Origin of the sequence: Pantoea sp. CTOTU49201, from assembly GCF_032054795.1 — a bacterium.
Classification (GTDB): domain Bacteria; phylum Pseudomonadota; class Gammaproteobacteria; order Enterobacterales; family Enterobacteriaceae; genus Pantoea; species Pantoea symbiotica.
Window position 1 is genome coordinate 1 of sequence record NZ_DAMBSA010000085.1, and the last position, 13357, is coordinate 13357.

Genomic DNA, 13357 nt, shown 5'->3' on the forward strand with positions numbered 1-13357 from the left:
ATTTGGGTGATATGAAAACGCGGGATAAGCGTCGTATGACGCTGATGGCCGGTGCCAACTATCGTCATGTCGCTGATTGGGGCATCGTGCGCACCACTTTGCTGGGTGATGTGCTCAATAACAGCAACGGCATGATGTGGGATCTCACCTATTTATATCGCTTTAATTTCGGTGCTTTGAGCCTGACGCCGGGCATTGGCGCGCTGTGGAACAGCGCCAATCAGAACCGTTATTACTACGGTGTTTCCTCGCATGAAAGCGCGCGTACTGGCATCGCTGAGTACCATCCTGACGACAGCTGGTCACCGTACGTTGAGATGAATGCTAGCTACCAAATCAGCGAAAGCTGGAACGCCAGCTTGTCAGGCCGTTACACGCGCTTCGACAGCGAAATCAAAGACAGCCCGATGGTCAATAAGAGTGGGCAGTACACACTCTGGACCGGCATCAGTTACAGCTTCTGATGATGAAATAAGCGCCTCATAATGAGGCGTTTTTCTTGCATTGCACCAATCCAGGGCCCCAATTTAGCGCAACAGGAGGAGTAATGAAGACCATTCAATTTCATGGTGAATCAGCTTTACCCGCCATCGGCCAGGGAACCTGGTATATGGGCGAGAATCCATCATTACGCAGCCAGGAAGTGGCGGCACTGCAGGCGGGCTTAGATCTCGGCCTCAAGATTATCGACACCGCTGAGATGTATGCAGAAGGCGGCGCTGAAGAGGTGGTCGGGGATGCGTTACGCGGACGTCGCGATCAAGCCTGGCTGGTATCGAAGGTCTATCCATGGAATGCCGGAGAAGTTGACGCTATTGAAGCTTGCGAACGCAGTCTGCGCCGTCTACAAACCGATTACCTCGATCTTTATCTGTTGCACTGGCGGGGCAATGTGCCCTTAGAAGAAACCATCCGCGCGATGGAATCTTTGCAGCAGCAGGGCAAAATTCGCTATTGGGGCGTCTCTAACTTTGACCACGACGATATGCTGGAACTGTGGCATGAGCCCGGCGGCAAGGCGTGTTTAACGAATCAGGTGTTGTACCACTTAGCGTCGCGTGGGATCGAGTTCGATTTACTGCCGCAATGTCAGCAGCGTGAGATGCCCATTATGGCATATTGTCCGCTGGCACAGGCTGGACGATTGCGCCAGGCGCTGTTTGACGATGCGCATCTTCAACAGATTGCACAACAGAAGGGCATTAGCGTGGCGCAAGTGATGCTGGCCTGGGTGATACGTCAGCCGGGCGTTTTAGCCATTCCAAAAGCCAGCAGCGTTGCACATGTGCAGCAAAATGCGGCGGCGCTTGGCGTCAATCTGACCCTTGAAGAGCTGTGCATCATCGATCGGGCGTTTCCTGCGCCGCTGACTAAAACCGCATTGGATGTGGTTTAGCGGCGCAACAGCGCCGCATCTTATTACTTGTTGACGATACGAATCGTGGTGCCCAAACGCGCAGGAGATTCGCCCGCGCTTTTTAACGGCTTGCTTATGCGCGCCGTTTCTACGCACACCATGGTTTTGTAGCCTTCATTTGGCATGTCACCCATGCTGCACGACAATTCTGGACCCGGATTCCACGTGACAACGTCACTCTGATAGTGGTGATAGATTTCAATCTGACGTTTGCCGGCTTTATCGTGAATCACGCTGCAGTCATCCGCTGCGGTGTGAATACGATCAACGCGATTAGGATAGGTCTGTTTGCCGTCTGATGCGCCAACCGCATTATCGTTAACCTTATCGATAAAGCTATTACCCAATCCGCTCACTTCGACCTGCGCGATATCTGCAATCTGGAAGTAGCTGTGCAACGCCGCCGTGGCTTCATAATCGCCGTAGGCTTCCAGCTCAATTTCACAATGCTCAGCAATGCGGAAACGAGCGAGCAGGGTGAAATCGTGTGGCCACAGCTTTTTGGTTTGTGCGTTGCTTTCCAGTGTGAAAGTCAGCAACACCGCATCTTCGTTTTCGTCATGGGCGGTCAATGTCCACGGCATATTGCGTGCAAAACCGTGCGCCGGTTCACCAGCCGGACCAAACCACGGCCAGCAAATAGGCACGCCGCCGCGAATTGCTTTGCCCGTGGTAAACGGCGTCTTTTCGCTGAGCCAAATTACCGGCTGCTGGCCGCTAGGCTGCCACGAGAGCAGATGTGCGCCTTGTAGGGCAATCGCCGCACGTACTTTGGGATGGCTGATCACCACAATCGGCAAATCACCCTGCTGACGCTGTGAAAGATAAGGGGTGATTTGATTCACTACCGGAAGGGTATAAAGCGTATCTTGCATGGTCAGACCTTCTCTTTATCCAGTCGAAAAAAAGGGGCGACCGAAGTCACCCCTTGTCTGTTTAGCCGGTTAGCTTACTTAGAAGCAACCAGTGCAATCAGATCCAGAACTTTGTGTGAGTAACCAGTTTCGTTATCGTACCAGGAAACCAGTTTCACGAAGTTGTCGTTCAGAGCGATACCTGCTTTAGCATCGAACACTGAAGTCAGGGTTTCGCCGTTGAAATCGGTAGAAACCACGTCGTCTTCGATGTAGCCCAGTACGCCTTTCATTTTGCCTTCTGACTCAGCTTTGATCACTGCACAAATTTCTTTGTATGTCGCTGGTTTTTCCAGGCGAACAGTCAGGTCAACAACAGACACGTTTGGAGTAGGAACGCGGAACGCCATACCGGTCAGTTTGCCGTTCAGCTCTGGCAGAACAACGCCAACTGCTTTAGCTGCACCGGTAGAAGATGGGATGATGTTCTGCGCTGCGCCACGGCCGCCACGCCAGTCTTTGTGAGACGGGCCATCAACGGTTTTCTGGGTTGCGGTAGTTGCGTGCACGGTGGTCATCAGACCTTCAACGATACCGAAGTTGTCGTTGATAACTTTAGCCAGTGGAGCCAGGCAGTTAGTGGTGCAAGACGCGTTAGAAACGATGTCCTGGCCAGCATATTTGTCAAAGTTAGCGCCACGAACGAACATTGGGGTGCTGTCTTTAGAAGGACCCGTCAGAACCACTTTCTTCGCGCCAGCGGTGATGTGTTTACGTGCAGTTTCGTCGGTCAGGAAGATACCGGTCGCTTCAGCAACAACGTCAACACCCACTTCGTCCCACTTCAGGTTAGCCGGGTCTTTCTCAGCGGTAACACGGATTTTCTTACCGTTAACAATCAGTGCACCGTCTTTCACTTCTACAGTGCCGTCAAAACGACCGTGAGTAGAGTCATACTTCAGCATGTATGCCATGTAATCGGCGTCGAGCAGATCGTTGATCGCGACGATTTCGATGTCAGAACGCTGCTGCGCAGCACGGAAAACGATGCGACCGATACGGCCAAAACCGTTAATACCTACTTTGATAGTCATATATTCCACCAGCTATTTGTTAGTGAATAAAAGGTTGGCTGTAAAATTACAAAAACCTTACCAGGCGTCAAGCGGAATCGTGTCAATTGTTGCGACAGGTCAATTCCAACACCAGGAATAATTCGTTGCGCAATCGCTTACGCAGCACCCTTATTGCGCGCCTATGTTACGCCGAATGCGGGCTGAAAAGGGATGACTTTTGCAAAGGGTGATCGCCATCACAAAATCGTGCTGTGGAAGAGATGTCGGATGCGTTAGCACGAAAAAAGACCCGATAGATGTTGTACGTTTGTTAGAATACTAGTCGATTTTTTCAGAATGACACTCCGGAACTCAAAATGGCTAAAGACACCGCACCCGACGCAAAAATTGCGCAGCTTTCCGAAATGCAGCGCTATGTCACTCAGCATCGTGGAACGGAGCCCCCTTTCTCGGGCGCCTTGCTGCACAATAAGCAGGAAGGGATTTACCACTGCTTAGTTTGTAACTCGCCGCTGTTTCTCTCCGAAACCAAATATGATTCAGGCTGTGGCTGGCCAAGTTTCTATCAGCCTTTCAGTGACGAAGCTATCCGCTATCTGGAAGATGATTCACACGGCATGCATCGGGTTGAGATTCGTTGTGGCAACTGTGATGCGCATTTAGGGCATGTGTTCCCGGATGGCCCACAGCCAAGCGGTGAGCGCTATTGCGTGAACTCCGCCTCGCTAAACTTCACTGATGAGCAGGGCAATCAGCAAGAGGGCTAAGCATGAAACAGGAACTGGAAGCGATGCTGGAGGCGATGACGCCGGAAGTGTACGAGCGACTCTCCACGGCGGTTGAGATCGGCAAATGGCCGGATGGCGTTGCGCTAACGCCGGAGCAGAAAGAGAATTGTCTGCAGCTGGTGATGTTGTGGCAGGCTCGCCACAATGACGATCCGCAGCATATGACCATCAGTAAAGGTGGCGATATGGTGATGAAATCGAAGAAACAGCTGAAAGAAGAGTTCGGCATTGAGCCAGATGTCACACGCATCAACCTGCACTAAAAAGCCAAAGGGCTGGTTCTCACCAGCCCCTTATTTTCAGATTAATACCGCACCTTGTGCTGCCATCTGATCGAACGCAATTTCACTGTCATCCGGATTCAGGTTCACACCACGGCAGCCTTCTTTAACCACCTCCACGTTGTAACCCAACTCCAGCGCATCCAGCACGCTGTATTTGACGCAGTAATCGGTGGCAATACCCAACATCACTAAATCGCTGATGCCGCGCTCGCGCAGCCAGCTATCGAGCTCTGTCTTGCGGCGATGGCCGTTATCAAAGAAGGCGCTGTAGCTATCCACCTCAACATCGCCCCCTTTATGGAACACGGCATCAATCAGAGAGCGATCGAGATCGGGGTGGAAATCCGCCCCGACAGAGTTCTCAATACCGTGATCCGGCCACCAGATTTGCGCTAAACCGTTTAATTCGCCCAGCGTGTAAACCGGCTCGCCAGAGATTGAGGCGAAGCTGCCGTGATTGGCTGGATGCCAGTCCTGCAATGCCACCACACATTCGCCCCGATCGTGAAACTCACGCGCAAATCGATTGGCGACGGCAACCGTTTGGTCACCATCACGCACCGCCATTGGGCCGCCGGGGCAAAAATCGTTCTGAATATCGATAATTATCAATGCCCGCTTCATTCGTTCGCTCCGTATCAATCTTCGGTCAGTTCGCCGCGTAAATTCTGCTGCATTTTGGCACGAATTTCCGCGCTGGTGAGGTTCTGACTTAATAAAAAATGCAGTTTGGTTAATGTCGCCTCAACCGTGAGATCAAAACCGCTGATCACGCCCGCATGCTCCAGCGCATTGCCGGTGGCATAGCCGCCCATATTCACTTTGCCGGACATACACTGCGTCAGATTCACCACCACAATGCCGCGATCGCTGGCCTGTTGCAGTTCCGACAGGAACTCGGCATTTTGCGGCGCGTTGCCCACGCCGTAGGAACGCAGGATCAAGGCTTTCACCGGCTGACGCAGGAAGTTACCCACCACGTCAGCAGAGATACCCGGATAAATCGTCACCACGCCAATCGGCTGCGGCGTGATCGGATGCACAATCAGCTCGCCATGACCTTGCGGTGCGGGCGGCGTATTCAACCGGCGGATATGAATGCCTGCTTCCAGCAATGGCGCCAGGTTTGGCGACGCGAAGGCATTAAAGCCGTCAGCATGCGCCTTGGTGGTGCGGTTGCCGCGGAACAGCGTGTTGTTGAAAAACAGGGCAACTTCATTGATTGGATAATTGGCTGCCACGTACAGCGAGTTCAGCAGATTTTGCTGACCATCAGAACGCAATTCTGCCAGGGGAATTTGCGAGCCGGTGACAATCACCGGCTTGGCGAGGTTCTCCAGCATAAAGGAGAGCGCTGAAGCGGTGAATGCCATGGTGTCGGTACCATGCAAAATCACAAAGCCATCGTAGCGATCGTAGTTTTGCTTAATATCGTTCGCAATCGATTGCCAATCCTGCGGCGTCATGTCCGAGGAATCCATCAGCGGCTGATATTCATGGATGGTGAAAGCCGGCATTTCAGGCCGATGGAATTCGGGCATGTTTGCCAGCTGCTGCTGCAGATGACCCGATACCGGAATGTAGCCCTGCGCAGAGCGCTGCATCCCGATGGTGCCGCCGGTGTAGGCTACGTAGATATTTTTCTTTTGCATGAAGGAACTCAGACTTGCCGTAAAACGCGCAGTATAAGGGGATTGCGAACGAAAAGCAGCCCGACCAGCGGCCGGGCTGTAAAGATTAGCGTACGTTGCCGCAGTTAAGGCAGAAAGCGTAGCGATTTTGCGGATCGTTGAGGTTATTCAGTAAGCCAGGTTGCTGCTTCATTGCGCTCATCACGTCCAACATTGGCGCAGGCAGCCAGACTTTCAGCGCAGCCGGCAACACCGCCTGAACCGACGCGTTCATCTGATTCAGCAGCAGATCGATGATGCCCGGATCATCCTGATACCAGCTCAACTCCGGCTTGGCGACTTTCGCCAACTCAGCGGCTTTTGCTACGGCATCGTCAAAGTCACCCAACGCATCGACCAAACCATTGGCTTTCGCATCGCTACCGGTCCAAACGTGCCCCTGCGCAATCGCATTGATTTCGTCTGGCGTTTTGTGACGCGAGGTCGCCACCAGGCTTACGAAGTTACGATAGCCGTTCTCAATGGTCAGCTGCATCAGCTGCTGCACTTCGGTTGGCAGCGCTTTAGTGGTGGCCACGTCCGCCAGCGGCGATGTAGCCACACCGTCAGTATGCACACCCACCGAACTCAGGCTGTTTTCAACGGTGTTAATCACGCCAAAGATACCGATGGAGCCGGTCAGCGTGCTGGGGGCCGCCACGATGTAATCAGCAGGCGTTGAAATCCAGTAACCGCCGGATGCTGCCATGCCGCCCATCGAAACCACTACCGGTTTACCCGCATCGTGAGCTGCAGCCAGCTCTTCACGGATCGCTTCCGATGCGGTGACGCTGCCGCCTGGGCTGTTGACACGCAATACAATGGCTTTGATTTTCGGATCCAGACGCGCATCGCGAATTTGCGACGCCGTGGTATCACCGCCGACATTTCCGGCGCTCTCTTCACCATCCATAATCGCCCCGCTGGCGAGGATCACCGCGATATTGCCATCCTGACTCTGCGGCGGCTGTTTAACGGTATAGTCGTAGATACTGACGCTACGGTAATCGTTATTTGCCTTATCCCAGCCGAAAGTTTTCACCAGTTCCTGATCGGCGGCTGCACGTGTATCCAGCGCATCCACCAATTTATTGTTAAGTGCATATTTCGCCGTATCGCCTTGTACCGCTTGCAGGCCGCTAATGATGCCGGCTGCGCCAGGGAACAGCTGTTCTGGGGTGATCTGACGATTAGCCGCCACGGTATTCAGGTAATTCTGCCACAGCTGACCGATCCAGCGACCATCGGCGTCGCGCGCTTCTGGTGACATATCGTCACGCAGGAACGGCTCAACCGCAGATTTGTAAGTGCCTACGCGGAACACATGCGAGTTCACTTTCAACTTATCCAGCAGAGACTTGTAGTACAAACCGTTAGTGGCGAAGCCGTGCAAATCGACCGTGCCCTGCGGTGAGAGATAGACCTTGTTGGCATAGCTGGCGATGTAGTATTGCGCCTGGCTGTAACTGTCGCCGACCGCGTAAATAGGTTTGCCGGCGTCACGGAATTCGCGCAGCGCTTTACCCACATATTGCAGCGAAGGTTGATCGCCACCAGCAAAGTCACGCAGCTCCAGCACGATGCCAGTGATGTTTTTATCGGTTTTGGCTTGGCGGATCGCGTCAACGACGTCAAACAGGGAGTTCTCCTGCAGGCGATCGCTGTTGGCGCCTAACAGTTGACGGCTGATACGGCTCAAACGATTACTGACGGAAGGTTTATCGACCAGCACACCGCTCAGATCGATTTTCAGCGCGCCTTGCTGCACAGGTTCACTGCTGTTGGAACTGGAAACCTGCAGCCAAATCCCGACGCCCGCCAGGATCAACACAATAAGAAATAAATTAAGAATAAATTCCCGAATAAAATTCAGTACCCGCCAGGTCCAGCGGAACAGGCCGGAAATAATTCGCCACAAAGTGCGCATAAACTCTCCATATTCACGTAGCAGGGCAGCCAGCACGCGGTCTGCCCCGATGTCGGGTTCATCCTAAAGAGCGGCGTGCGAAAAGTCAGCAGGAAATCGCGCCAGACTGTTACAAAAGATCGCGCTGTGCCAGGATTAGCCCACGCTTTTTATTCACGGGAGAAGAATAATGGATGCATTGGATTTATTAGTTAATCGCCGCTCGGCGTCACGTCTGGCAGAACCGGCTCCGGCGGGGGAAGCGCTGCAAAATATTCTGCACGCCGCGATGCGCGCACCCGATCACGGCACATTGCAGCCCTGGCGTTTCATTATTGTCGAAAATGAAGGGCGCGAGCGTTTTGCTAACTTGCTGGAACAAGCCGCGCGGGACAGCAACCTTGAGCAGAAGGCGATCGACAAAGCAGCTTCCGCGCCTTTTCGCGCGCCGATGATCATCACCGTGGTGGCGCATTGTGAAGATCACGCCAAAGTGCCGCACTGGGAACAGCTGGCGTCTGCAAGCTGTGCCGTGATGGCGATGCAGATGGCCGCCGTGGCGCAAGGCTTCAACGGCATCTGGCGTAGCGGGCCCTGGACCGATCATCCGTCCGTGCGCGAAGCCTTCGGCTGCCGCGAACAGGATGCGATTGTCGGTTTCCTCTATCTCGGCACGCCGCAGTTGAAAGCCAACACCACTGTGGTTGCACCTGACACCGCGCAGTTTGTCAGTTATTTCTGACAGATAACGGCGGCGATTTACGGCAGGTTAGGCGCCGTTGCAGAGATTGCACAAAGCCTGTGCGAAAGATCGAGGTTAGGTCGTGCAACACTTACTCCCAACTGACAGCCAGGCTAACATAGCGCCTTCTGTTCATCGCATAAGGAAGTCGCCATGAGTGAACCTCTTCGTTTAACGCAATACAGCCACGGTGCGGGTTGCGGGTGCAAAATTTCGCCGCAGGTTTTAGAAACCATTCTGCGCAGTGAGCTCAGCCCGTTTCACGATCCGCAACTGCTGGTGGGCAATGAAACGCGTGATGACGCCGCGGTGTACGATCTCGGGAATGGTACTGCGGTGGTAAGGACCACCGATTTCTTTATGCCGATCGTTGACGATCCTTTTACCTTTGGTCGTATCGCCGCCACTAACGCCATCAGCGATATTTATGCCATGGGCGGGAAACCGATCATGGCGATCGCCATTTTAGGCTGGCCGGTGAATGTATTGAGTCCGGAAGTGGCGCAGCAGGTGGTCGAAGGCGGGCGTGCTGCTTGTCAGGCGGCGGGAATCGCGCTGGCGGGCGGGCACTCGATTGATGCACCTGAGCCGATCTTTGGTCTGGCGGTAACCGGTATCGTCGATGTGGCGCGTGTGAAAAAGAACAGCGCGGCGCAGGCCGGCTGTCAGCTCTTCCTCACCAAACCTTTAGGCATTGGCATTCTCACTACCGCCGAGAAAAAAGGGCTGCTGCGGCCTGAACATCAGTCGCTGGCCGCCGATGTGATGTGCCAGCTGAATAAAGCCGGAGCGGAATTCGCCAAACTGGCGGGCGTCAGTGCGATGACTGATGTTACCGGTTTTGGCTTACTCGGCCATTTGAGTGAAATCTGCCACGGTTCCGGATTGCGTGCCGAAGTGATTGCGTCGCAGGTACCGCGCCTGGCGGGCGTCGATGACTATATCGCTGCGGGCGCTGTGCCGGGCGGCACCAGCCGCAACTTCGCCAGCTATGGCGAGCAGGTTTCCCCGCTTGATGATGCCACCCGCGCGCTGCTGTGCGATCCACAAACCTCCGGCGGCTTGCTGGTGGCGGTTCAACCCAGCGCTATTGATGCGTTCCAGCGCTGTGCCTCTGCAGCAGGCGTGCAAGCAACGTCGATTGGCGAACTGTTTGCCTCTAGAGCCGATCGTCCACTGATTACCGTAGTTACCTGACGTTAAGGAACGACGCCATCCATGCGTTTGTTTATTGCCGAAAAACCCAGCTTAGCGCGTGCGATTGCCGACGTGTTGCCGAAACCGCATCGACGTGGAGACGGCTATATTGCCTGCGGAAATGACCAGGTTGTGACCTGGTGTGTTGGGCACCTGCTTGAACAGGCGCAACCCGACAGTTACGACAGCCGCTATGCGCGCTGGAATCTGGCTGATTTACCAATTATTCCGGAAAAATGGCGCTTGCAGCCGCGTCCTTCCGTGGCGAAGCAGTTAAAAGTGATTGAAGGCCTGCTGCAACAAGCCAGCGCGGTGGTGCATGCGGGTGACCCCGATCGTGAAGGTCAACTGCTGGTGGATGAGGTGCTGGATTACCTGCAACTCGCGCCAGAAAAACGCAAAACGGTGCAGCGCTGTTTGATTAACGATCTCAACCCCTCGGCGGTTGAGCGTGCGGTCGGCCGTTTGCGTGAGAACCGCGAATTTATTCCGCTGTGCGTGTCCGCATTAGCGCGTGCGCGCGCTGACTGGCTGTATGGCATCAATATGACGCGCGCTTTTACCCTGCTGGGGCGTAATGCGGGTTACGATGGCGTGCTGTCGGTTGGCCGCGTACAGACGCCGGTGCTGGGTCTGGTGGTGCGTCGCGATGAAGAGATAGAGAACTTTATTCCGAAGGACTATTTCGAAGTTAAAGCGCACATCGTCACGCCAAAGGAAGAACGTTTTGTCGCGACATGGGTACCAAGCGATGCTTGCGAGCCGTGGCAGGATGAAGAGGGGAGATTGCTGCATCGTCCGCTGGCGGATCACGTGCTTGAGCGTATCAACGGGAAGCCCGCGCTGGTCACCGGATATAACGACAAACGCGAATCGGATACCGCGCCGCTGCCATTCTCGCTTTCTGGCCTGCAGATAGAAGCCGGCAAACGCTTTGGCCTTAGCGCGCAAAACGTACTCGATTGTTGTCAGCGGCTGTATGAAACCCACAAGTTGATTACCTATCCGCGCTCCGATAGCCGCTATCTGCCCGATGAACACTTTGCCGGACGCCATGCGGTGTTGAACGCCATTCAGGCGCATCAACCCAATCTGACACCGCCAGCAGATTTCAATCCCGACCAGAAGAACCGCTGTTGGGATGATAAAAAGGTCGATGCGCACCACGCCATCATTCCTACCGCGCGTGCCAGTAAGGTCAATCTGACTGAGAATGAAGCCAATATTTACGGCCTGATTGCGCGCCAATATCTGATGCAGTTTTGCCCGGATGCGGTGTTCCGCAAATGCGTGATTGACCTCGATATTGGCGGCGGAAAATTTATCGCCAAAGCGCGCTTTCTGGCCGAAGCCGGCTGGCGTGCGCTGCTCGGCAGCAAAGAGCGTGACGAGGAGAACGATGGCACGCCGCTGCCGGTGGTCGCCAAAGGCGATGAGCTGCTATGCGAGCGCGGCGAAGTGCTGGCGAAGCAGACGCAGCCGCCGCGTCCGTTTACCGATGCGACACTGTTGTCCGCGATGACGGGTATCGCCCGCTTTGTGCAGGATAAAGAATTAAAGAAAGTGCTGCGTGCAACCGATGGTTTAGGTACGGAAGCGACACGTGCAGGCATTATCGAATTGCTGTTCCGCCGCACTTTTCTGGTGAAAAAAGGCCGCTATATTCATTCGACGGATGCGGGCAGGGCGTTGATCCATGCGCTGCCAGAAATGGCCGCCCGGCCGGATATGACGGCGCAATGGGAATCTACCCTGACCCGCATCAGTGAGAAATCTTGTCGCTATGATGAGTTTATGCAGCCGCTGGTCAGCACCTTGATTGGGCTGATTGGTGAAGCACGCCAGCGACCGTCGTTACAGGCCTTTCGCGGATTGACTGCGCCTGGGGCCAAAAAGAGAGCCAAACCCAAAACGGCTCGTCGCAAAACCAAGGAGACAGAGTGATGCGTTATGCAATGATGTTGCTGGGCGGATTATTGTTATGCAGCACCTCGGCGCTGGCTAACCGCCAGCCGGAAAATAATCGTACGGGTAATACCGACGTGGTGGTGGATCTGCCACCCGAAGTGTGGACGCAAGGGCAAAACAATCGTCAGAGCAACTGTATGCAGTGCTGTACCTATGAGAACCGCAGTTATTCGGAAGGTGCGGTGGTCAAAGCGGAAGGTGTGTTATTGCAGTGTGGCAGAGATGAGAAGGTATTAGGTACTAATCCGCTAATCTGGAAAATCATCAAATAAAAGCGCGTGGCGTATCACGCCACGCTGCTTCATTACAGCTTAAACGTTGACCAAACCGGGGCGTGATCCGACGGTTTTTCCATGCTGCGGATATCGTAATCGATGCCACTCTCAATACAGCGCGAGGCCAGAGGTTGGCTCGCCAGCAGCAGATCGATGCGCAGACCACGATTGTCGTCAAAGCCTTTCGAGCGGTAATCAAACCATGAGAAACGATCGTTAGTTTCCGGGAACTTATCGCGCCAGGTATCAACCAAACCCCACTGTAGCAAGCGATCCATCCACTCGCGCTCTTCAGGCAGGAACGAGCACTTGCCGGTGCGCAGCCAGCGTTTACGATTCTCTTCACCAATGCCGATGTCAAAATCAGTGCTGCTGATGTTCATGTCCCCCATGATCAACACCGGTTTATCGACGGCCAACTGCTGCTCAAGATAGCTTTGCAGATCGCGATAAAACTTCTCTTTTGCTGGGAACTTGGTGGGATGGTCGCGGCTTTCACCCTGCGGGAAATAACCGTTGATAACGGTGATATCGCCAATTGGACTCGGGATTTCCGCCATGATTATACGGCGCTGAGCATCTTCATCATCGCCGGGAAAACCGCGTGAGACACTGACTGGCTCAGCTTTGGTCAGCAGCGCGACGCCGTAATGACCTTTCTGTCCGTGATAAAACACGTGATAGCCCAGTTTGCTGACGTCTTCGAGCGGGAACATATCGTCATGCACTTTGGTTTCCTGCAAGCCGATGACATCAGGTTGATGCTGTTCAACCAGCGCGGCTAATTGATGAGGACGCGCACGCAAGCCGTTGATGTTGAAAGAGACAAATTTCATTTCGCTGCCATTTTTATCCGCAAAAGTATGGCGCGATGGTAACGAGTTTTTGGGCAAAAGTCATGGTGTGAATCAGGAGGTTACAACGATTAAAACAAGTGGGAAAAACAGGAGAATGGTATTGATGGTGGTGGGAGAAGGATGATTCGACGCGTTGCGTCTCACCCTTCGGGCCGCGCTAAAGCGCGTTGTCTCACTTTGTTCGACTCGAACCTTCAGTCGAAGCTTCTCATCCTTCTCTGGATGATAAATTTGAATTCGGTGATTTTAGCGAGAGAAGGAGAATATGTGATGGTGGTGGGAGAAGGATGATTCGACGCGTTGCGTCTCACCCTTCGGGCCGC

At 54.0% G+C, this 13357-nt stretch carries 14 protein-coding genes and 1 other RNA gene; 8 read left to right on the plus strand and 7 right to left on the minus strand.

Annotation, left to right across the window (positions count from 1 at the left end; genetic code table 11):
- Together RTY00_RS08490 and RTY00_RS08495 are read left to right on the plus strand one after the other, a co-directional pair.
- Positions 1 to 464 (plus strand): MipA/OmpV family protein (locus RTY00_RS08490; protein WP_312664116.1); only part of this gene is annotated, 464 nt, incomplete at its 5' end.
- 83 nt (positions 465 to 547) lie between these two features.
- Positions 548 to 1396, plus strand: coding sequence for an aldo/keto reductase (locus tag RTY00_RS08495; RefSeq protein ID WP_312664117.1), 849 nt, complete (start codon positions 548 to 550; stop codon positions 1394 to 1396).
- A 23-nt stretch (positions 1397 to 1419) separates the two neighbouring features.
- On the opposite strand, the gene RTY00_RS08500 is transcribed toward RTY00_RS08495, so the two are convergent.
- Complete coding sequence (locus RTY00_RS08500; protein WP_312664118.1) at positions 1420 to 2292, minus strand: D-hexose-6-phosphate mutarotase; 873 nt, start codon at positions 2290 to 2292, stop codon at positions 1420 to 1422.
- A gap of 74 nt (positions 2293 to 2366) precedes the next feature.
- A complete protein-coding gene (gapA, locus tag RTY00_RS08505) occupies positions 2367 to 3365 on the minus strand; it encodes a glyceraldehyde-3-phosphate dehydrogenase (protein ID WP_007889697.1) in 999 nt (332 codons plus the stop codon).
- Between the two features lie 338 nt (positions 3366 to 3703).
- Between gapA and msrB the strand changes: the two genes are divergently transcribed.
- A complete protein-coding gene (msrB, locus tag RTY00_RS08510; protein WP_008110360.1) occupies positions 3704 to 4114 on the plus strand; it encodes a peptide-methionine (R)-S-oxide reductase MsrB in 411 nt (136 codons plus the stop codon).
- Positions 4115 to 4116: 2 nt separating this feature from the next.
- Complete coding sequence (locus tag RTY00_RS08515; protein ID WP_101764217.1) at positions 4117 to 4398, plus strand: YeaC family protein; 282 nt, start codon at positions 4117 to 4119, stop codon at positions 4396 to 4398.
- A gap of 36 nt (positions 4399 to 4434) precedes the next feature.
- Here the strand turns inward: RTY00_RS08515 and pncA are convergent, their stop codons facing one another.
- The 3 genes from pncA to sppA all read right to left on the minus strand — a co-directional run bounded on the left by pncA (position 4435) and on the right by sppA (position 8016).
- Positions 4435 to 5043, minus strand: a complete 609-nt coding sequence (gene pncA, locus RTY00_RS08520; RefSeq protein WP_312664119.1) for a bifunctional nicotinamidase/pyrazinamidase — start codon at positions 5041 to 5043, stop codon at positions 4435 to 4437.
- A gap of 14 nt (positions 5044 to 5057) precedes the next feature.
- Complete coding sequence (ansA, locus tag RTY00_RS08525; RefSeq protein WP_008110353.1) at positions 5058 to 6071, minus strand: asparaginase; 1014 nt, start codon at positions 6069 to 6071, stop codon at positions 5058 to 5060.
- 85 nt (positions 6072 to 6156) lie between these two features.
- The gene (sppA, locus tag RTY00_RS08530; protein WP_312664120.1) at positions 6157 to 8016 is read right to left on the minus strand and encodes a signal peptide peptidase SppA; all 1860 of its coding nucleotides are present in this window, start codon (positions 8014 to 8016) and stop codon (positions 6157 to 6159) included.
- Positions 8017 to 8185: 169 nt separating this feature from the next.
- Between sppA and RTY00_RS08535 the strand changes: the two genes are divergently transcribed.
- The 4 genes from RTY00_RS08535 to RTY00_RS08550 all read left to right on the plus strand — a co-directional run bounded on the left by RTY00_RS08535 (position 8186) and on the right by RTY00_RS08550 (position 12174).
- On the plus strand, positions 8186 to 8737 hold the full coding sequence (locus RTY00_RS08535; RefSeq protein ID WP_312664121.1) for an NAD(P)H nitroreductase: 552 nt from the start codon (positions 8186 to 8188) through the stop codon (positions 8735 to 8737).
- A 153-nt stretch (positions 8738 to 8890) separates the two neighbouring features.
- Entirely contained in the window at positions 8891 to 9934 is a 1044-nt protein-coding gene (gene selD / locus RTY00_RS08540; protein ID WP_312664122.1) for a selenide, water dikinase SelD, read from the plus strand.
- A 21-nt stretch (positions 9935 to 9955) separates the two neighbouring features.
- The gene (locus tag RTY00_RS08545; RefSeq protein WP_154193612.1) at positions 9956 to 11878 is read left to right on the plus strand and encodes a DNA topoisomerase III; all 1923 of its coding nucleotides are present in this window, start codon (positions 9956 to 9958) and stop codon (positions 11876 to 11878) included.
- Positions 11878 to 12174, plus strand: a complete 297-nt coding sequence (locus RTY00_RS08550; RefSeq protein ID WP_008110345.1) for a YnjH family protein — start codon at positions 11878 to 11880, stop codon at positions 12172 to 12174. The genes RTY00_RS08545 and RTY00_RS08550 overlap by 1 nt, the downstream gene beginning before the upstream one ends.
- Before the next feature lie 32 nt (positions 12175 to 12206).
- On the opposite strand, the gene xthA is transcribed toward RTY00_RS08550, so the two are convergent.
- Positions 12207 to 13013 carry an exodeoxyribonuclease III gene (gene xthA / locus RTY00_RS08555; protein ID WP_312664123.1) on the minus strand — a complete coding sequence of 269 codons (807 nt, stop codon included), beginning with the start codon at positions 13011 to 13013 and terminating at the stop codon, positions 12207 to 12209.
- A 125-nt stretch (positions 13014 to 13138) separates the two neighbouring features.
- Positions 13139 to 13267: non-coding RNA, RtT sRNA (locus tag RTY00_RS08560), on the minus strand.
- Positions 13268 to 13357: the final 90 nt, after the last annotated feature.